20 protein-coding genes are annotated in these 18,175 nt (G+C 61.2%); 11 read left to right on the top strand and 9 right to left on the bottom strand.

Translation table 11 applies throughout. The annotated features are described in order from the left end of the window. Positions 1-29: 29 nt before the first annotated feature. Positions 30-518 carry a zinc ribbon domain-containing protein gene (locus WYS_RS10685; protein ID WP_019178165.1) on the bottom strand — a complete coding sequence of 163 codons (489 nt, stop codon included), beginning with the start codon at positions 516-518 and terminating at the stop codon, positions 30-32. Between the two features lie 76 nt (positions 519-594). Between WYS_RS10685 and WYS_RS10680 the strand changes: the two genes are divergently transcribed. Together WYS_RS10680 and WYS_RS10675 are read left to right on the top strand one after the other, a co-directional pair. After that, positions 595-1,068 (top strand): hypothetical protein, encoded by a 474-nt coding sequence (locus WYS_RS10680; RefSeq protein ID WP_019178164.1) that lies wholly within the window; start codon positions 595-597, stop codon positions 1,066-1,068. Between the two features lie 53 nt (positions 1,069-1,121). Next, positions 1,122-1,877, top strand: coding sequence for a hypothetical protein (locus WYS_RS10675; protein WP_019178163.1), 756 nt, complete (start codon positions 1,122-1,124; stop codon positions 1,875-1,877). 169 nt (positions 1,878-2,046) lie between these two features. Here WYS_RS10675 and WYS_RS15125 read toward each other — a convergent pair whose 3' ends face one another. Beyond that, a complete protein-coding gene (locus tag WYS_RS15125) occupies positions 2,047-2,598 on the bottom strand; it encodes a DUF6884 domain-containing protein (protein ID WP_147654280.1) in 552 nt (183 codons plus the stop codon). A 149-nt stretch (positions 2,599-2,747) separates the two neighbouring features. Here WYS_RS15125 and WYS_RS10665 point away from each other — a divergent pair, with 149 nt between their 5' ends. Beyond that, on the top strand, positions 2,748-3,140 hold the full coding sequence (locus WYS_RS10665; protein ID WP_019178161.1) for a CBS domain-containing protein: 393 nt from the start codon (positions 2,748-2,750) through the stop codon (positions 3,138-3,140). Positions 3,141-3,885: 745 nt separating this feature from the next. Here the strand turns inward: WYS_RS10665 and acsA are convergent. Then, positions 3,886-5,604: an acetate--CoA ligase gene (acsA, locus tag WYS_RS10660; protein ID WP_019178160.1), complete on the bottom strand. Its 1,719-nt coding sequence runs from the start codon at positions 5,602-5,604 to the stop codon at positions 3,886-3,888. A gap of 293 nt (positions 5,605-5,897) precedes the next feature. On the opposite strand from acsA, the gene WYS_RS10655 reads away from it, so the two are divergent. Both WYS_RS10655 and WYS_RS10650 read left to right on the top strand, forming a co-directional pair. Next, positions 5,898-7,151 carry a 3-isopropylmalate dehydratase large subunit gene (locus WYS_RS10655; protein WP_019178159.1) on the top strand — a complete coding sequence of 418 codons (1,254 nt, stop codon included), beginning with the start codon at positions 5,898-5,900 and terminating at the stop codon, positions 7,149-7,151. 1 nt (position 7,152) lies between these two features. After that, positions 7,153-7,647: a 3-isopropylmalate dehydratase small subunit gene (locus WYS_RS10650; protein WP_019178158.1), complete on the top strand. Its 495-nt coding sequence runs from the start codon at positions 7,153-7,155 to the stop codon at positions 7,645-7,647. Positions 7,648-7,649: 2 nt separating this feature from the next. Here the strand turns inward: WYS_RS10650 and WYS_RS10645 are convergent, their stop codons facing one another. Next, complete coding sequence (locus WYS_RS10645; protein ID WP_019178157.1) at positions 7,650-9,377, bottom strand: histidine kinase N-terminal 7TM domain-containing protein; 1,728 nt, start codon at positions 9,375-9,377, stop codon at positions 7,650-7,652. 302 nt (positions 9,378-9,679) lie between these two features. On the opposite strand from WYS_RS10645, the gene WYS_RS10640 reads away from it, so the two are divergent. The 4 genes from WYS_RS10640 (at position 9,680) to WYS_RS10625 (ending at position 12,381) form a co-directional block, all read left to right on the top strand. Further along, entirely contained in the window at positions 9,680-9,853 is a 174-nt protein-coding gene (locus WYS_RS10640) for a DNA-directed RNA polymerase subunit K (RefSeq protein WP_019178156.1), read from the top strand. A gap of 9 nt (positions 9,854-9,862) precedes the next feature. Continuing rightward, complete coding sequence (gene rpsB / locus WYS_RS10635; RefSeq protein WP_019178155.1) at positions 9,863-10,474, top strand: 30S ribosomal protein S2; 612 nt, start codon at positions 9,863-9,865, stop codon at positions 10,472-10,474. 127 nt (positions 10,475-10,601) lie between these two features. Continuing rightward, complete coding sequence (locus WYS_RS10630) at positions 10,602-11,417, top strand: MEMO1 family protein (RefSeq protein WP_019178154.1); 816 nt, start codon at positions 10,602-10,604, stop codon at positions 11,415-11,417. Between the two features lie 49 nt (positions 11,418-11,466). Beyond that, positions 11,467-12,381 (top strand): zinc ribbon domain-containing protein, encoded by a 915-nt coding sequence (locus WYS_RS10625; RefSeq protein WP_019178153.1) that lies wholly within the window; start codon positions 11,467-11,469, stop codon positions 12,379-12,381. 28 nt (positions 12,382-12,409) lie between these two features. Here the strand turns inward: WYS_RS10625 and WYS_RS10620 are convergent, their stop codons facing one another. From WYS_RS10620 to WYS_RS10600, 5 genes are all read right to left on the bottom strand, one after another. Continuing rightward, positions 12,410-13,435: an HAAS signaling domain-containing protein gene (locus WYS_RS10620; protein WP_026069029.1), complete on the bottom strand. Its 1,026-nt coding sequence runs from the start codon at positions 13,433-13,435 to the stop codon at positions 12,410-12,412. Further along, positions 13,422-13,781, bottom strand: coding sequence for a PadR family transcriptional regulator (locus WYS_RS10615; protein ID WP_019178151.1), 360 nt, complete (start codon positions 13,779-13,781; stop codon positions 13,422-13,424). The genes WYS_RS10620 and WYS_RS10615 overlap by 14 nt, the downstream gene beginning before the upstream one ends. Positions 13,782-13,916: 135 nt before the next feature. Then, a complete protein-coding gene (locus WYS_RS10610) occupies positions 13,917-14,810 on the bottom strand; it encodes an RPA family protein (RefSeq protein WP_019178150.1) in 894 nt (297 codons plus the stop codon). Then, positions 14,807-16,156: a hypothetical protein gene (locus tag WYS_RS10605; RefSeq protein WP_019178149.1), complete on the bottom strand. Its 1,350-nt coding sequence runs from the start codon at positions 16,154-16,156 to the stop codon at positions 14,807-14,809. Before WYS_RS10605 ends, WYS_RS10610 begins: the two co-directional genes overlap by 4 nt. 200 nt (positions 16,157-16,356) lie before the next feature. Beyond that, on the bottom strand, positions 16,357-16,968 hold the full coding sequence (locus WYS_RS10600) for a hypothetical protein (protein WP_019178148.1): 612 nt from the start codon (positions 16,966-16,968) through the stop codon (positions 16,357-16,359). 123 nt (positions 16,969-17,091) lie between these two features. On the opposite strand from WYS_RS10600, the gene WYS_RS10595 reads away from it, so the two are divergent. Together WYS_RS10595 and WYS_RS10590 are read left to right on the top strand one after the other, a co-directional pair. After that, positions 17,092-17,613 (top strand): hypothetical protein, encoded by a 522-nt coding sequence (locus WYS_RS10595; RefSeq protein ID WP_019178147.1) that lies wholly within the window; start codon positions 17,092-17,094, stop codon positions 17,611-17,613. Positions 17,614-17,656: 43 nt separating this feature from the next. Further along, on the top strand, positions 17,657-18,154 hold the full coding sequence (locus WYS_RS10590) for a hypothetical protein (RefSeq protein WP_019178146.1): 498 nt from the start codon (positions 17,657-17,659) through the stop codon (positions 18,152-18,154). Positions 18,155-18,175: the final 21 nt, after the last annotated feature.

The following is an 18,175-nucleotide window of genomic DNA, read 5'->3' as shown; positions in this document are numbered from 1 at the left end:
ACAAATTGATGACAACTTGACCACCTGCGTCAGACCTGCGCCTTGGCGCCGCAGCGCTTGCAGAAGCTGGAATCGCGGTCCAGCTCGAGGCCGCAGTTGCCGCACCGCGCTCCCGAGTACGGCGCGGAAGAGGAACCCAGATATTTCCAGAAGGACCACGCGAAGGTGTCCGCGTCGCGCTGGTAGTCCAGATAGCTCACCGCGCCGACCGCGACGGTCAGGGGGAGCCACACCAGCGCTCCTACCAGTCCGACCACCGCCTCCCCGTCGCCGAGGGTGGCGGAGAAGTCCATGGTGACAGTGACGTTCCCGCCGTCCTCCTGGAACCACAGGTCCACCACCCGGCGCAGGCCCAGCTTTTGATAGTACTGCTCGGCGTGGAGCTGGGTGGGGGAGACGTGCTCGACGCGGAACTGGGACTGCCCCAGGAAAGTATCCGCTCTTCCAACGATCTCTCCCATGGCCGCGCCGGGATAGGTCCTCCGGTCGCGGCGAGCGAACAGGCGCTGAATCGGCATGTGATGTTGATGGGGGCGGCGGGTATTCAGGATTTGCCCAATACAATTATGAAAAGGCTGGACGAGTTGTATAGACATGAACGGGAGGATGTTGGCCCCGGCACTGGTGGTGATGGTGGCGCTGGCCGCGGTGCCCCTGCCCTTCTCCGAGGAGGCGGAGGTCGCGCTCGGCCCGGGAGAGATCCTGACCTATCGGTTCGATATCCCCTCGCCGGCCCGGGTCACCTTCATCATCGGTTCCGACGAGCCGGTGGAGGTGACCCTGGTAGACCTGAGCCCTGCGTCGGACGGCACCCCCCGGAGCGAGGTGATGCCCGGCTCCGCGGAACAGGTCACCACCGTTCACTGGACCGAGCAGATGTCCCCGGGGTCGTACCAGCTCGTGCTGAGGAACGGGTCTCCCAACGAGACCGAGGTCTATTATCAGGTCCACTTTGACTACAAAGTGGTGGGCGAGCTGACCGCCAAGAACCTCATGGCCCTGTCCCTTGCCGTGGCGGTGGCGGTCGTGGCGGCGTTCCTGTACTGGCCGCGGCGCCACTTTCAATGAAGTGGCCGTGTCAACTTATATACGCGGTCGGCCGGTCCCGGCCCGGGAATGGGATGAAGTGGAAGAGCCATACCGCCATCGCCCGGGCCATCGCCGAGGAGATGGGCCTGCCTGACGATCTGGAGGAGGAGCTCTGTGAAGGATCGGTGGACCCCGACAGGAGGCCGGACGCGGCGATGAAGGTCGACCGGATGGGGAGGACGTTCATCGGCAGGGCGCCCCATCACGATCCTCCTGCGGGCATAATCATGGGCCATGCCTGGAGGTCCCGGGAGGCGTACCTTCGAGGGGACGATCGCCAGGCGGTGCGGTGCCTGGGCAGGGCCCTGCATTACATTCAGGACAAGTCGGTGTCGCCCGGCCTCTTGGACCGAAGCCACGACCTCCGGGAGGAGGATATCGCCGACCTGGTGCCGCCCCGCGAGGCGGTGAGGAAAGGGATCGACATGGCGGTGTGCTCGCCCCTCTTCGTTCGCGAGTGCGTAAGGGCGGTCCGGCCGCGCCAGGACCCCCGGGAAGCGATGTACCAGGCCACCCTGTTCTCGGCGGCCATCTTCGCCTCGGTGCTGGGGCCTCCCGACTCGGAGGGCCGCTTCATCTCCGACTACGGCAAAGCGCGCCGGAACAGGCGGTGCCGCTACGCCGCCGCGGGGATGGCGGCGGCGAGCTCCATCTTGATCTCCCTCCTTCTGACGCAGCCCCTGGCCCTTATCGCTGGCGCGGCAGCGGTCCTTGCCGCCGTCCTCCTCGATCATGGCTACCATGATCTCAGGGAAGAGGCGGAGTGGTTCGGGATAAGGCCCCGGTGATTAGGTGGGGCAGGGTCAGATGATGAGCGCCCTGGAGGCCCGGAAGGCAAGCGGGCGGGAGACGGTCGCAGCGGACCGCCGGCAGTTCCTGGATAAGAGGTATGCGTCCACCGTGGCGAGATCGATGCCCGCCTGGAAGAATGAAAAAGGAGCAAGGCCGAGATCGATTTCACAGCCTCCGGCCGATGATCATGGCCTCGTTGAGGGCGCGCATCATCTCTCCTATCCCGCCGACGCCGGCCAGCGGCGCCCTCACCCTCTTCCCGGGGAACGCATCTTCAACCAGTATGATGAACCGTCGCCCTCCGAGCACGGTGATGCGCTCGTACTGGTCCAGCTTGCGCTTCCTGACCCGGACCTTCAGCTCGTCGAGGGTGAGCGGCTCGGTCCACGGTTGGTACAGGCAGGCCGAATGCGCTTTCCTGATGACCTCGTCGGGGAACATGAAGCCATGCCGGGCGTCGAGCACGCACCACGCGCCTGGATAGAAGCGCTCCGCGTAGGCCTGGCACTTCCGGGAGAAGCATCCGGTGTAGGCGTCGCCGGCCCGGGTGGGTCTGAAATCACCCTTGTCCCACGCTCTCCGGCAGGACGGGGTGACCAGGCAGAGCTCCCTTCCCGGCCTCCGGAGCGCCGGGGAGATGTCCGGGGACGCCCCGGCAGCGATCAATAGATCAGTATCGGCGTCATCGCCGGAGATATTCACTTTTGATGTGCTCACGGCCGGCGACGTCCCGTTCACGTCCTTAACCGTTGCGCCGAGGGTCCCGAAAATTCACGTTTGTCGTTTTGGGTTGATGGTTTCAGCAGCCAGCCAGTCATGCGGACCAATGCCTTTATCAATCGTTCTCCATATTATGCTCCGATAATATGGCCGCGCTCGTCAAGGATTACATGACCCAGAAGAAAGAAGTAGTCTCTCCCGAAGACTCCGTCTCTAGCGCAGTGGAGCTCATGGTGGACCATGATCAGGGGAGCGTGATCGTTGTGGATGACAATGAGAAGGTCCTGGGGATCTTCACCGAGCGCGATGTGCTGCGCCATTTCCTGAGCAACCAGTCCAAGTTCCTCCGCCTGAAGGTGTCCGAGGTAATGAGCAAGCCGGTCATCACGGTAACGGAGAACTCCAAGGTCTCCGACGCCCTGAAGCTGATGAACGAGAAGAACATCCGCCGCCTTCCCGTAGTGAACAAGGACGGCAAGATGGTCGGGTTCGTGTCGTGGAAGGAGCTCTTCACCAAAGTGCCGAAGGACCTGCTCTGAAGAACTACTGTCCGAGGCCGACCCCGGTCGGCTACTTTTCCATTTTTCATCCCAAAGTTTTCTCAAATAATCTTTGACGTAAGGGCACCAGCTAATACATTCCTTACAATAAAAATACCTGGTCCGCAGGCGCAGTATCATTTACGTACTACGTTTGCAATTTAGTTTTTGGATGCCAACGAGCCGCCAAGCACTACTCTTCGAGGAAAAAGTGTCAAGGGATTTTTTAATAAAAACATTCAATAGAACTGGTAGATATGCTAAGGTAGAGTGTTGGGGAGATATCCTTTTAGCCATCCTCTTTCTGTCAATGGCAATATTTTTCTTCGCAGAGTCGATTAATCAGCCAGCAGCAGCAATAATCGGGATATTGCTGCTATTGGCAACGGCGGGCTTCTTCATTTCGTCTAAAATGTCTGGTCTATTATGTTTATCTGCGACGCCAATGCGCGTATATGCAGACGGGGTCCAAATATCACAAAGCATGATGAATAACATTCGTGGCTCTGAGCGATTCATTCCGGTTGACAGGATCCAACATGTCTCTGTCAAAAGGGGAGGCGATGGATCGAGAGGCTGGTTCGTAAATAATTTTTGGAAAAAACACGGACTGATTGAAATTGAGATCATTACGACGGACGGTAGATCGTATCGATCAGGCGCTAAACCGCCGTCGACCATAGATTCGTTGATAAATAGTATAGATAAATATAAAAAATAAAAAAGGGAGATTTGCAAAAGGTTTTTACTCTTCCAGCGTGGAGAGGTCGCCCAGCGGCTGCCCCAGCTCCTTCGCTTTCAGGACCCGCCTCATGATCTTCCCGGACCTGGTCTTCGGCAGGGAATCGACGAACTCGATCTCCCGTGGATACGCGTAATACGCCAGTCGGGTCTTCACGAAGTTGGTGATCTCCTCCTTGAGCTTGTCCGAGGGGTGGTGCCCGGGACGCAGGGAGATGAACGCCTTGACGATCTCGCCCCTCAGCTCGTCGGGCTTGCCGATGACACCGGCCTCAGCGACGGCGGGATGCTCGATCAGAGCGGACTCCACCTCGAACGGTCCCAGCCTCTCCCCGGAGGTCTTGATTACGTCATCCGCCCGACCAAGGAACCAGAAATATCCCTCCTCGTCCTTGTAGGCCTGGTCCCCGGCGATGTACCAGCCCGGGATCCTGAAGTACTCCTTGAACTTGGGGGTGTTCCTCCAGATGCCGATCATCATGGACGGCCAGCCAGGGCGGAGCGCCAGGAACCCCTCCTTCTTCGGCGGCACCTCGTTGCCCTCCTCGTCGACCACGGCGGCGATGACGCCGGGGATGGGCTTGCCCATAGAGCCGGGCTTGATGGTCATGGATGGATAGTTGCAGATGAGCTGGGCACCCGTCTCGGTTTGCCACCAGGTGTCATGGATCCTCTTTCCGTACACTTTCATGGCCCACCTGACCACTTCAGCGTTCAGGGGCTCGCCCACCGAGCAGATGTGCCTGAGCCGAGAGAAGTCGAACTCCTTAACGACATCGTCACCGGCCCTCATGAGCATCCTCAGGGCGGTGGGGGCGGTGTACCACACCGTGACGCCGTACCTCTCGAGGATGCCGTACCATATCTTGGCGTCGAACCTGCCCTCGTAGGAGATGAGAGTGGTGCCGAGGAACCATGGCCCGAATATGCCGTAAACGGTTCCGGTGACCCAGCCGGGGTCGGCGGTGCACCAGTAGGTATCCTCTTCCTTGAGATCGAGGACGTTCTTGGAGGTGAAGAGCTGCTGGACCATGGCCTTGTGGCCGTGCATCACTCCCTTGGGCTTTCCCGTCGAACCGGAAGTGTAGATGATGATGTAGGGGTCCGAGGGGTTCATGCTCTCGACCTGGTAGTTGGGGTCGCCCGAGGCCAGGATGTCGTCGAACTTGACGGTGTTGTCCCCAAGTCCGGCGTTGTCGCCCACGATGATGTATTTCTGCACGTCAACGAGGTCGTCCCTGATGGGCTCGAGCCTCTTGTACAGGTAAGGCGAGGTGATGACGTACTTGGCACCGCAGTCCAGGGCGCGGTCCTTCACCGCCTCGGGGCCGAGGGCCGAGAACAGGGGGCCGGCGATGGCACCCATCTTTGCGATGCCCACCATGGAAATGTACAGCTCCGATGTACGGTCCAGGAAGACGAACACGCGGTCCCCCTTCTCGGCGCCAAGCTTGACCAGCCCGGAAGCGAGCTTGTTGGTGAGTTCCGACATCTCGCCGAAGGTGTACTTGCGCACATCGTTGTCCGCGGTGATCGAGTACAGAGCGATCTTGTTCCTTCTCCAGTTCTGGGCGTGCCGGTCCACGGCCTCATGGGCGACGTTGTAGATGCCACCGTTGGACCAATCGAACTCCTTGTCCACCGATGCCCAGGTGAACTCTCGGCACGCCTTCTCATAGTCCTGGAGATTTCCAGGGTTCTTGGGTGGAATGGTATCCTCCATGCCTATTCTCCCTCTTACTACAGGATTGAGGAAATAAGAATCGATATATAGCATTATCGAACATCGACCTCGACAATCGTAGATGCACTATGTTATCTTTTAAGAATACTACGAATATACGTTGTGAAATCCGGTAATTCGAAGGGAATCATCGAAAACCTGAGCACATCGCGAGAAGGCCGCTCGCCCACTTTCCGGCAAGTATCTAAATATAATATTTGCGGCATGAGCGGCCGGGCCCCTTCCCCGCTGGGCCGATACCGCTATATGTCATGCCGGGATTAGACGGATCCATGGCCGGGATGACCTTTGCCCAGCGCGTCCTTTCGAGAGCGAGCGGTATGGACGCCCGCACCGGGGACATCGTGAACGCGAAAGTGGACCTGGCAATGTCGCACGAGAACGCCGCGCTCGTTCTAAAGGCCTTCCGCGAGATCGGGGCGGAGAGGATGTGGGACCCCCGCAAGGTGGTCCTGCTGTTCGACCACCGCGTCCCCGCCAATACAGTGAAGACCGCGGAGGGGCACCGCGAGGTCAGGACGTTCGCCCGCGAGGAGCGCATACCCTTCTTCTATGACATGGGCGAGGGCATCTGCCACCAGGTGCTGCCGGAGAAAGGGCACGCGCTGCCCGGCCGGCTCATCGTCGGCACCGACTCTCACACCACCACCTACGGCGCCTTGGGCGCGTTCTCCACCGGCATCGGCGCCACGGAGATGGCCTCGGTGTGGGCCACCGGGGAGATATGGCTGCGAGTGCCGGAGACCCTGCGGATCCACGTGAGCGGCCAGCTCGCCCCTCATGTGGCATCGAAGGACGTCATCCTACACATCATCGGCGAGCTCGGCGCCGACGGCGCGGACTATAAGTGCGTGGAGTACGTCGGCAGCGCCATCGACCGCATGAGCGTGGCCTCTCGCATGGTGCTGAGCAACATGGCCATCGAGATGGGTGCCAAGGCCGGGGTGTGCTTCCCCGACCGGAAGACCAAGGAGTTCCTCGCCGGCCGCACCGAGCAGAGGTGGGACGAGCGGGAATGGCAGATGAGCGGCGACGCCGACCAGGAGCTGAAGGTCGACGCGGGGGCCATAGCGCCGAAGGTGGCCTGCCCCCACCTCGTCGATAACGTCGTGGACGTCGGCGAGGTCGAAGGAACGAAAATAGACCAGGCGGTGCTGGGCTCCTGCACCAACGGAAGGCTGGAGGACCTTGCCGCCGCCGAAGCCCTCCTCCGGGGCAAGAGGGTGAGCAAGGACGTCCGCTTCATCGTCGTCCCCGCGTCGCGCGAGGTGTACATCGAGGCATCGGAGAACGGAATACTAGCTTCCCTCGCCCGCTCCGGCGCGGTCATCACCAACCCCGGATGCGGCCCCTGCCTGGGCGGCCACCAAGGCCTCCTCGCCGCCGGCGAGAGGTGCATCTCCACCACCAACCGCAACTTCCGCGGGAGGATGGGGTCGCCCGACGCCGAGGTGTACCTGGCGTCGCCGGAAACGGTAGCGGCGAGCGCGTTAAAGGGCGAGATCACCGATCCGAGGAGGGCGTGACATGATCTCCGGAAAGGTATGGAAGTACGGCGACCACGTCAACACCGATCTCATCATCCCCGGCCGGTACCTCGACGACTACAATGTCCAGAATCTGGCCAAGCATGCCATGGAGGACATAGATCCGACCTTCGCCGCCGGCGTGAGGAAGGGCGACATCATCGTGGCGGCCCGCAACTTCGGCTGCGGCTCGTCGCGTGAGCAGGCGCCCCTGGCCCTCAAGGCCGCGGGGGTCGGGGCCGTGATCGCGGGCAGCGCGGCGCGCATCTTCTACCGCAACTCCATCAATGTGGGGCTTCCCATAGTCATCTGCCCTCAGGCCGCAGGCATGTTCGAGGGCGGGGACCCCGCGGAGGTCGACCTGGAGGCGGGGACGGTCCGCAACGCCCGCACCGGGAGCTGCGTCAACTTCAACCCCCCGCCGGAGTTCCTCCTGGACATCTTGAACGATGGCGGGCTCGTCCCCCACATGAGGAAGAAGCTGGGCACGAAGTGATCTCAGTGGCCGACCAGCCTCACTTCCTGGGGCGGGGCGGGAGCGGACGCCAGCCTCCACTTGCCGTTAGGCACCGCCATCTCGAACCGCGCTCCCTGTCCCAGCTCCCCCGTTTCCCTGACCGTCATCCCCGTCACCTCCAGCACCTGCCGGGCGAGGAACAACCCCAGTCCGCTGTCCCTGCCGAAGCCCTGCTCGAAGATGCGCTCCTTTTCCTTGGGATGTATGCCGACCCCGTCGTCCTCATAGACGATGGTGAGGATCTCGCCAGCCACCACATGCCACACCTTGACCCGCGTGGCCCTTTCCCCGTGCCTCTTGGTATTGTCTAGCAGGATGCTGAACACCCTGTCCACCAGGGGGTCGGCGAAGATCTCCAGGTCGTTGAGGTACAACTCCGCCTCCAGCCCCTCGGCGAGGCCTAGGGCGAAAGCCCGCTCGAATATGGCGGAGGCGCTATGCCAGGCCGGTGCGTTCACCCCCAGGCTCTGGTAGCTCTTGGCGAACAGGAACTGCTTCTCGATGAACTTGACCGCCGCGACGATACGCTCCCCGTACTTCCTCTGGTCCCCCTCCTCCAGCGTCCGTTCCATCATGATCTCCGCGTAGCCCTGGATCACCGTAACCTGGTTCAGGGTGTCGTGCCTGGTGATACTTGACAGGAGGTTGAGCTTGACGTTCGCCTCCCGCAGCGCCTCGGCGATCTGCTTCTCCTCGGTGATATCCCTCAGGGTGAGCAGCACGCTGGTGGTGGTGCCTCCGCTGTCGACGATATCGTCGACGCCGAGCTGGAAAACCCGCTCGTTTGGCTCCCGGCCCAGCTTCACCTCCACCAGGTCCCCCCTCCGGGCCCGCTCCACGCTCCCCCGGGACAGGCCGGGCGATATGGCCTCCACCGGCCGGGCGTACACGTCCCTATCCTGGCACCCCATCCTCCTCATTACGTTCTGGTTGGCGAACAGCACATGCCCGGCGGTGTCGACGACGATGACGCCGTCGTCCACGGTGTCGATGATGTTGGACAGCGCCAGCGGCACCACGTCGAACAGCTCGTACATGAACGTGCCCAGGAATATCAGCACCCCCGCGGCGAGGAACCCGATCACCATGAAGTAGGTGAGGCTCACGGGGAACGCCCTGGAGAGGCCCAGGAGCAGGCAGAACAAGGGGATGAACGCGGCCACGAGGACCAGCCGGACCTGCTTCCGATGCATCCTCGACGATTGAAGGAAGGAGACGGCCAGCATGGCTACCCCCGTCACCAGCAGCAGCAGGGAGTAAGCGGTGTGGACGGCGAAGCCGATATTGTAGTCGGGGATGAGGGTGGAGTACCTGCTCGCCGTATCCAGGCTGACCTGGGTGTAGAACAGGTGGTGATAGTCGTTGCTCCACAGCAGGAGCAACGTCATCGCGGGGACGGCGAACAGCAGAACGGTGGACAGGGCGGTGGCGGGCTTCCTGCCAAGGAAGTTGAGGGTGAACAGCAGGAAGACCGGCGGCATGGTGGCGACGGCGAGGTACTCGATGTTGTTGCAGAGCACCTTTCCCGGCAGGTCCGGGACGTACAGCTCCATGCAGGCGAAGGCGGCGAGGAAGGCCAGTTGCAGGGTCAGGACCACGAACAGGGTCCTTGCGCGGAGGCTGCTCCGCGTCCACCCATATAATGCCAGTCCGAGGGACACGGCGATGGTGGCGACCAGGGGGGCGAAGAGCAGGACCACGTTCACCATGCTTCATTTCTTTTGAGCACGACGAATATAGAATGTTGCCACCTCGAACGGGGGCCCGGGAACACCTCTAGAGCGGCCCCGCAGGCGGCCCGCCGCCAAAGCGTTTAAATCAATCCTGTATTATGGCATAAGCACCAAAACCCTAGTCACAACCCAGAACTAGGACAAGGTGATGCCAAAAGAGGATGAATGAAGAAGTATGGCCTTGAGACGTCTGGCTGTCGATTTGCGGCCTTGCATTGCTTGCAAAAAGTTTATAAGTGGACTGTTAATATCAGGCCACTCCCGCGTGGTGTGAGAGCATGAAATACACTAGATTTGAAAAGGCGCGTATCATTGGTGCCCGGTCTTTGCAGGTTTCCTTGGGTGCGCCGGTTCTCATCGACATCCCTCAGGGGATGATCGACCCCGTCGAGATTGCCATGCTTGAGTACGATAGGGGAGCCATCCCTATCACTGTTAAAAGAGACGCATGAGGTTTTAAGATGAGCGAGGAAACTAAGACCGATCTTCTGGTGCCTGAGGACGTATACCTTACCTCCGGTGTCCATATCGGTACCCAGCAGAAGAGCGCCGACATGAAGAAGTTCATCTTCAAGGTCAGGTCGGACGGATTGTACGTAATGGATGTCAAGCAGACCGACGCCCGCATCAGGGCGACGGCCAAGTTCCTGGCCAGGTTCGCTCCTGACCGCATCGTGGTCTCCTCGGCCAGGCAGTACGGCCAGAAGCCGGCCAAGATGTTCGGAAAGACCCTTGGGTGCAAGATCTTCGCTGGCAGGTTCGTCCCCGGCACCATGACCAACCCCGAGATCCCCGAGTTCCTGGAGCCCGAAGTGCTCCTCGTCACCGACCCCGCCGCCGACCAGCAGGCTGTCGCCGAGGCTCTTAACGTGGGCATCCCCATCGTCGCGTTGTGCGACGCCAACAACGAGACCAGGAACGTTGACCTCGTCATCCCTACCAACAACAAGGGCCGCCGCGCCCTCGCCTGTGTCTACTGGCTCCTTACCAGGGAGATCCTGAAGGAGCGGGGCGTCATAAAGAGCGACGACGAGTTCAAGCTCACCATGGACGACTTCGAAGCCAGCCTTTGAGCTGTCTTCGTTCAATCTCTTACGGGCGCGCCGCGTCCGGTCCAGTCCTTTATTTTCTCTCATCCAGATATGAGCTCGCGCTGCGGACAAATTGTAAATATCATACCAGCGCATTTTCTGCTCGACCATGAGACGTCCGGCGGTAGCGGGAAAGTTCTATGCAGGGGGCGAGCGCGCCGTTCGCGCGGAGATAGAGAAAGCGTTCCTCTCCCCCCTCGGCCCGGGTGAGATCCCCGAGCTCAACAAGAACGGGCCGCGCAGCATCGTGGGAGCGGTCGCCCCTCATGCCGGGTACGTGTACTCCGGACCGGTGGCCGCCCACACCTACGGCGCTCTCGCCAGGGACGGGTTTCCTGAAACGTTCGTCATCATGGGTCCCAACCACCACGCCATGGGCGCCCCGGTGGCCATGAGCACAGAGGACTTCTCCACGCCCCTGGGAGTGGTGAAGATCGACGAGGACATCGCCGGCAGGATGGGGCGGCTGGTGGTCGACGACCCGTCCGCGCATCGCTACGAGCACTCTATCGAGGTGCAGCTGCCGTTCATACAATACTTCAGCGACAAAGCGAAGATAGTCCCCATCTCCATGGCCGCCCAGGACTACGAGACCGCGGTGGAGGTGGCCGAGGAGCTGAGGCGGGCGTGCCAGGGCAAGGACGTGGTGTTCATAGCCTCCACCGACTTCTCGCACTACGTCCCGGCCCAGGAGGCGGAGAGGCAGGACCATGCGGTCATTGACAAGATCCTCGCCGCTGACCCTGAGGGTGTGTACGACACGGTGGTGCGCAGGGATGTGTCCATGTGCGGCTACGGTCCGGTCATGACCATGATGCTGGCGTCCGGCGGCAAGAAGGCCGAGCTGCTGAAGTACGGAAGCTCCGGGGACGTGACGCCCATGGACGAGGTGGTGGGGTACGTGTCTATGGTCGTCCGGAGCTGAGCATAATAATATATCGAGATTGCGATAATCTATCATCGGAGCATCGAGCATGAGCGCTGAAACAGGAAAATGCCCCCGCTGCGGCGCGGAGTCGCGGCCGGGCAACAGGTACTGCGCCGGATGCGGCTATGACCTCACCTCGCCGATGTCGGAGCCGGTCCGCCAGTCGGCATCATGGCAATCCTCGGAAGGGGCCAAGGCCAGGATCGCGGACATAATCCGGAGAAGGGGGCAGAGCGATGAGGTCCTCTCCGACATGTGGATACTCCTGCCCATACTCGCATTGGGCGTGAGCATCGTGGCGGTCGTCGCGATGGGCCTGAGGATGGCGACGGCGTTCTCGGAAGGCTTCGATCCCAACAGCGGGCTGGGGCCGTTCTGGGCAGACATCGCCGTGCTGGCGATCGCCAGCCTGGTATCCATGGTGCTGTTCCTGGTGCTCAACTACAAGCTGCTGAAGCGGCAGTATGAGCACATCGCCCGGGAGGCCGCCCTCCGACGGGCCCTCATAGACTTCCTCCGGGCCAAGGGCGAGGAGAGGGGCGCCGGCCAGAACGTGTACCAGTACGTCCAGGCGATGGAGGCGATCGACCGCGAGGGAGTGTTCAACGAGAAGCAGAGGGACCCCCTCCTTTGGACCCTGGCGCCGCTCATTCCCATCGTCGGCGGCATCTTGTGGTACTACTCCATGTGGTTCCTGACCGAGTACACCCCGCACCACGACCGCCGCTGGGTCGCCTTCGCCCAGAACGCCCAGTACGCCGGCTCGCAGGTGGGGATGGAGCTGAGCCCTCCCCGGCCGGCCGTCCCCGAGCGGAGCACCGTGCTCTATCTCATCCTGACGTTCCTGTTCGGCGTTTTCGCCGTCTACTGGTATTGGGTCATCATCAAGGACTACAACGAGCACTTCAGGGCAGAGTGGGAGTTCGAGGACCGGCTGCTGGGGGAGATCCAGAGGTTCTGAGGCCTCTCTCATCCCTCCCCTCGGCCGCTCACCTTTCCGCCCCTATCCAGGCCCGTATCCTCTCGGGGATGTCGAGCAGCCGGACCTCTTTGCTCTTCAGGAAGCCCATGACGCTATCCATGATGAGCAGGAGGACGATGACGACGATAGCCGCCGTCACCCCGCTGGCCAGGATAGCGTCCAGGGTGCCGGCCGAGACCTCGAAGAGACCTTCCAGGCGGTCTATGAACGCCGGGTTCCACAGCCCCCGGTCCGTCAGCATAATACAGGCCAGGAGTCCGTTCCCGAGGTTGACCAAGGTGTTCGCTCCTGCCAGCGGCAGCGTCCACCGGCCGGCCACGATCTTGCAGACCGATAGGCCGAAGCTCATTACCGCCAGGACCACGATCGCCGGGATGTACGCCTGCAGCCGGTCGAGATCGAACAGGGTGGCGACCTGCAGGCCGCCGTCCGCTTGATCGTACCAGCCGATCAGCTCCGGCCGGAGCACGAAGATGGACATGAACGCGACGATGAAGATGATGGCCACCACCTCCCCGGCGCGGTCGATCTTGCTCCGGGGGTTCTGGACCGCCGGCGGGAGATCGTCCACCGTCCAGTCCTTATGGCCGAAGGGCAGACTGCCCTCGTCCACCCCTGCCCTCTCCAGTATAGCGAAGACCAGGGTGACCCAGATGAACGCCTGTACGGCGCCCTCGAAGGCCCCTCCGATGGCCGCGGCGATGACGTCCACGGCGCTGCCGCCGTCCAGCACGGCCCCGGCGAGGGACAGGAACGCTATTGCCACCGGCGCGATGCACAGCACGATCTTCAGCACGAAGACGTAGGTGTCGTACAGTCCCGGCCCGATGAGGTACCTCTTGGACTGCCGGTACTCATTGGCCAGGGCCGCGGGGCTCCCCATCTTCTCCAGGACCTTCCGGACGTCCTGCTCGGTGGCGCCGTCCGGCAGCATGTCCTCAATGTTGGCTCGAAGCTCCCGCGCCACATCGCTCCTGGTGTCCTCGGGCAGCCGCTCCGCCACCGCTCGGACGTACCGCTCAATCAGTTCCATCGTTGCCGCCTCCCGTCAGGACCTCGAGCTGCTTGGAGAGACCCTTCCACTCCTCCTTCAGGCGCTCGTACACTTCTTTTCCCTCCTCGCTAAGTTCGTAATACTTTCTCGGCCGGTTTTCCGAGGTGTCCCATCGGCTTACCAGCAGGTTCTGCTTCTCCAACCTCCGGAGCAGGGGGTACAGCGTACCCGGCTCGATCACCGCGTCCTTCTCCTCGAGCTTCTGCACCAGAGAGTAGCCGTACTCCGGGCGCTCCAGCTGGCTGAGGACCGACAGCACCAGGGTCCCTCTTCTCAGTTCGACCACCAGCGATTCGATCAGCTCTTCCGTGGAACCCGTTCTCATCACCTCAGCATATACTGTGCGACATACAGTATTGTAATATCAATAATATTATAAGAACGTTAGCTTCGCTCGAAAGCTGCCGCTCTGACCCAAGAATGGAACGAAAAAAGTAAGGTGGGGCGGAGCCCCGTTCGCTCAGATGCGCTTCATCTTGCCGATGGTAGGCTCGTAGATGAGGCCCTTGTCCAGCAGGGAATTGTTGATCTCCTCCAGCTCGCTCTCGCCGATGCCGAGCTTGGCCGCCTCTTTGATGAGTTCGGACAGCGCCGCCCCCTTCTTGTTCTTGTCCAGGGCGTCAATGAGCTTGAGCACGATCTCTTCCTTGTCCTGGTCGTCCTGCTCTTCCTCGTCCTCGATCTCGTCGGGGGCCGAGGACGGCAGCTCCGGAGGTATGGGAAGATCGGACGAGCGCTCCGGCAGCAGCTGCTCCAGCGCTTCCAGCACCATCCCGCGGTAGCGGTTGATGTCCAGGTCGGTGTAGTGCGGGGAGGCCCTGGACACCCCGTCAGCCAGCGGGGGGCTGAAGCCCAGCTTCACCAGCTCCTCGGCGGTGGGGCACTCCATCTCCCGGGCCTCATCCACCGCCTCGATCCGGCGCATGGTGGCCTTGGCGGTCTCCAGTATCCAATGGTCCCGGATGTGCTGGTCCACCTCGACGATCTTCTCCGGCCGCACCGACATGTACATGGTGCCCTCCTGCGGAGAGTACGTCCGGCTCTTGCCGATGACGGCCACGAAAGCGGGCGGCTCTATCTTGGAAAGAGCGAGCGTCGCCTCCGGCGCGTACTTGCCGGCGTACACGTAGAACTTGTCGGTGCCGTCGGAAACGAGGGCCCGCCACAGCGGCTCCGCCTCGGTGCCAATGTTCTGCCGGTCCGTCATCACGCCGACGATGAATATGCGGTTCACCATCGCTCCCAGGGGGGTGATGACGTACGACGGGGCCTTCTCCCCCTCGCCCTTCAGCTCCAGGGATGAGGCGTTGTACTCAGAAGCGAACACCCTCCAGGCCACTTCCCTGGTGATCATTGCGCTCCCTCCGCCTTGGCCAGGAGGGCCTCGGCCTCGCTCTTCACATCGAGAGCGGCCAGTTTGGCCTCGGTAACGATCATCATCAGCCCGTACTCGTCCGAGGTGACATTGCCGCGTACCTCTATCGGCTTGGCCAGCAGTTTCTCCTCGACGTGCGTGCCCACGATGTCGGGGTTCATGGTGTCGCGGGCCTCATCGAGGGCCTCCTTGAGCGCTATGCCAGTGAGCAGCTCGGTGACATCCTTCTTCATGATCGCGGTCATGGCTGCGGAGCCGTCGTCCACCACCGCCTTGATGCGGAGGTCGGGCACTTGCTGCACCTTTCCGTGCACCTGGCATACCCCCTTCTGCACCACCCGGTGGCACTCGGGGCAGCGGAAGATCAGGCCAGAGCCTTTCTTCACGTCCACGATGGTGCCGGTGACCGTTACGTCCGCGGCGCCGCCTACCCGCTCGATCTCTTCAATGGTGCGCCTGGTCGCCACGTCCAGCTCGCTTTCGGAGGGGAACTTGATCTTGGGTCTGTCGACATTGGCCCTCTCCCCGAAGGTGAGGCGGGGGATGCCCCTCCACCCCTTCACGTAGGCGTTGGAGATGGTGACGATCTCCTTGTCCTTGAGGCCGAAGTCGTGCCAGGCCGAGAACTCTACCTTCCCGGTCTCGTCGGCGATCACGCCGGAGAACACCGTCTTCTTGCCAGACGGTGCCTCCACGTCCTTCCTGCTGAGGGAAAGGATCCTCCCGGTGAGGGTGAGGTTGTTCATGTTCTCCCTGAGGTCGATGACCTTGACCACCGACGGCACCGAGAACGAGCCGGACGAGCCCTCCGAAACGCACGTCCCCTCAGGCAGCGTGACCGAGTCGGAGGCTTGCTCCTCCACAGTGGCTCGGTTGCCCAGGTTCACCTTGGGCTGGCCGCTCCATTCCTTGGTGTAGGCGTTCCGGATAAGGTATACCTCCCCCAGCTTCAGGTCGAACTTGGTGGTGTCCCACACCGTGAACGGTACCGTGCCGCTCTCGTCGGCCAGTACACCGGTCTGGATGGGCTTGGAGATGCCATCCACCAAGACCTCGCGCATGCTCGAAGATATCACCTTTACCAGAAGATCGGCGCTCTGCTCGCTGGTGCCCAGCTGAGAGATCATCTTCCGCACGCCCTTGGTGAGGGCGTTGGGATCGCCGCCGTACTTGCGCACGATGTGGCGCTTGGAGGCCTCCAGGGACATCCTGTACACGTTCAGGTAGTTGTCCAGGTCCTTCTCGATATCCTGCTCCGATACTTTTCCTTCCAGCACCCTGACCATTTCCATTACATGGGGTGCGAGCTCTTCCTTGTTCATCATGTTCTTACCTCGCTTGATGAAGTTTCGTGCAATCGTATATCATAATGTATTAAAAGCATTCTACACGGCGCACCGAAAGTGAACCGGGCAAGTCCCGAGCCAGCATATCGAACTTGGCCGTTCCCGACCGAAAGTGAAAATCCAGAAAATCAGCTGGCGGCCGGGGGCGGGGCGGTTCGGCCCCGCCGGGCCGGGGGACCTCACTCCGTGAAGGTCTCGCCCTTCTCGAAGTTCTCCTTGAGAGCGGCGATGAGCACTTCGCGGTTGTGGCGGAGATGGCTCTCGAACCATGCCTTGATCACCACGCCTATCCTATCGTGGATGGCGTCGACGTCGACCTCTCTCAGGGGCACGTCGTAGACCACGAACTGGCCGAACACCCTCTTCCATCCGGCATACTTGTAATAGTGCTCACCTTCGCAGTACTCGAAGATCGTGCGCAGGCGCATTACGCCGTTGTCGTTGTAGTACCACACCTTCAGGGAGTCGCCCATGCGTCCCTGCTCCTGGGTGCGGTCAATGAGCTGGATGTTGCGGACATCCTGGAACCTGAAGTCGGGCCTGAACTCCCACTTCTCCAGGGTGTCGTCCTGGTGAGCGTAGAGGGTCCTCTGCGGCTCCATGGTCAGATAGATCCTCTGCTTGTCGAACCTTTCCTTGATCTTGTCGAAGTCGGAAAGAAGAATCCTGTTCACGGAGATCAACTGGCTTTGCAGCTCCGCCGCATCGCTCAAGATAGTCTGGGTCTGCTCTTCCAACTCGGCGTCCAACTGTTTTATCCAGTCGTCCTTCCCATCGTTTAAGCTCACCATAATCGGTCCCTGCAGGTGTAATTAGTTATCTCCCATAAAAATATTACCTAGTGAGAATTTTGTCTGGCAACTTGGGACCCCCGTGGCAAAAGGATTTCTAGGGGTACGGAATACAAGGCCCGAATGGACGTAGGCGCTATCTTCGACGGCCTTATGCATTATCTGGAGGCGGTCTCCTCCGACCCGGTGGTATATAGCATCGTCTTCTTCGTCTACGTCGTGCTGGCGACCGTCATCCTGCCGATACCGGTGGAGGTGGGCCTGTTCTTCAGCCTGGACGCCATCCCCTTCTGGGGCAAGGCCCTCATCATGGGCCTGGGCAAAGCGGTAGGCGCGTTCCTGGTGTTCCACATCGGCCTGAAGGTCGGCGACACCGTAAAGGGCTGGTCCACCAGATGGGGCTGGTTCAATTGGCTGGTGAGGGGATGCGAGTGGCTGGTGGCCAAGCTCGGGTACTTCGGCCTGTACCTCATCCTCAGCATCCCCATCATGACCGATACCGTCCCGCTCTACATATTCACGGTGTTCAACGAGCGTGGGGTCCTCGAGCCCAAATGGTTCACCTTAGTGTGCTTCCTGTCAGGGGTCACGCGGGCGATGGTGGTCTATGCCTTCTTCTACCTCTTGGGCATCAAGCTGGTCTGAGGGTGCAAGGATTTAACATGTCCTTCGCATATGGGGCAACGTAATGGACCTCCTGAACGGCCTGCAGATATTCCTGGAGGGCTTGGCCCATGACCCGGTAGCCTACAGTGTGGTTCTGTTCGTTTACACCGTCGCGGCGACGGTGTTCCTGCCCTTCCCGGTCGAGGTCGCGCTCCTGGGCAGCGGGCAGACCCCCGTTGCGGTGGTGGCCCTAGTGCTGGGGGCCGGGAAGGCCGTAGGATCGGTGATAGTGTTCTACCTCGGCGACAAGGTCGGCGGGGGCCTGGAGAAATGGATAGGGACTTCCAAGGTCTTCAAAGGGCTGGAGACGTTTGTGGAGAAGACCCGCTACTTCGGCATGTACATCCTCCTGAGCATACCGGGCATGCTCGACACCGTGCCGCTGTACTTGTTCGCCCTGTTCAACCGCAGGGGGGTGATGCATCTGCGCCAGTTCGCCCTGGTCAACTTCCTGGCCGGCATCACCCGGGCGAGCATAGTCCTCGCGCTCTTCCATCTGTTCAACATCCGCCTGGTGTGAAGCTCCGGGGAGATGCGGTGG

The sequence above is a fragment of the Methanomassiliicoccus luminyensis B10 genome (assembly GCF_000308215.1).
In the GTDB taxonomy this organism is placed as follows: Archaea; Thermoplasmatota; Thermoplasmata; order Methanomassiliicoccales; family Methanomassiliicoccaceae; genus Methanomassiliicoccus; species Methanomassiliicoccus luminyensis.
This window is presented reverse-complemented; position numbering and strand designations above follow the sequence as displayed.

Coding starts and splice junctions, on each gene's coding strand:
- WYS_RS10640 (WP_019178156.1), top strand. CDS start 9,680: ATGAAATACACTAGATTTGAAAAGGCGCGTATCATTGGTGCCCGGTCT.
- WYS_RS10590 (WP_019178146.1), top strand. CDS start 17,657: ATGGACCTCCTGAACGGCCTGCAGATATTCCTGGAGGGCTTGGCCCAT.
- WYS_RS10675 (WP_019178163.1), top strand. CDS start 1,122: ATGAAGTGGAAGAGCCATACCGCCATCGCCCGGGCCATCGCCGAGGAG.
- WYS_RS10630 (WP_019178154.1), top strand. CDS start 10,602: ATGAGACGTCCGGCGGTAGCGGGAAAGTTCTATGCAGGGGGCGAGCGC.
- WYS_RS10600 (WP_019178148.1), bottom strand. CDS start 16,968: ATGGTGAGCTTAAACGATGGGAAGGACGACTGGATAAAACAGTTGGAC.
- WYS_RS10615 (WP_019178151.1), bottom strand. CDS start 13,781: ATGAGAACGGGTTCCACGGAAGAGCTGATCGAATCGCTGGTGGTCGAA.
- rpsB (WP_019178155.1), top strand. CDS start 9,863: ATGAGCGAGGAAACTAAGACCGATCTTCTGGTGCCTGAGGACGTATAC.
- WYS_RS10620 (WP_026069029.1), bottom strand. CDS start 13,435: ATGGAACTGATTGAGCGGTACGTCCGAGCGGTGGCGGAGCGGCTGCCC.
- WYS_RS10650 (WP_019178158.1), top strand. CDS start 7,153: ATGATCTCCGGAAAGGTATGGAAGTACGGCGACCACGTCAACACCGAT.
- WYS_RS10655 (WP_019178159.1), top strand. CDS start 5,898: ATGGCCGGGATGACCTTTGCCCAGCGCGTCCTTTCGAGAGCGAGCGGT.
- WYS_RS10665 (WP_019178161.1), top strand. CDS start 2,748: ATGGCCGCGCTCGTCAAGGATTACATGACCCAGAAGAAAGAAGTAGTC.
- WYS_RS10595 (WP_019178147.1), top strand. CDS start 17,092: ATGGACGTAGGCGCTATCTTCGACGGCCTTATGCATTATCTGGAGGCG.
- WYS_RS10610 (WP_019178150.1), bottom strand. CDS start 14,810: ATGATCACCAGGGAAGTGGCCTGGAGGGTGTTCGCTTCTGAGTACAAC.
- WYS_RS10605 (WP_019178149.1), bottom strand. CDS start 16,156: ATGATGAACAAGGAAGAGCTCGCACCCCATGTAATGGAAATGGTCAGG.
- acsA (WP_019178160.1), bottom strand. CDS start 5,604: ATGGAGGATACCATTCCACCCAAGAACCCTGGAAATCTCCAGGACTAT.
- WYS_RS10685 (WP_019178165.1), bottom strand. CDS start 518: ATGCCGATTCAGCGCCTGTTCGCTCGCCGCGACCGGAGGACCTATCCC.
- WYS_RS10645 (WP_019178157.1), bottom strand. CDS start 9,377: ATGGTGAACGTGGTCCTGCTCTTCGCCCCCCTGGTCGCCACCATCGCC.
- WYS_RS10680 (WP_019178164.1), top strand. CDS start 595: ATGAACGGGAGGATGTTGGCCCCGGCACTGGTGGTGATGGTGGCGCTG.
- WYS_RS10625 (WP_019178153.1), top strand. CDS start 11,467: ATGAGCGCTGAAACAGGAAAATGCCCCCGCTGCGGCGCGGAGTCGCGG.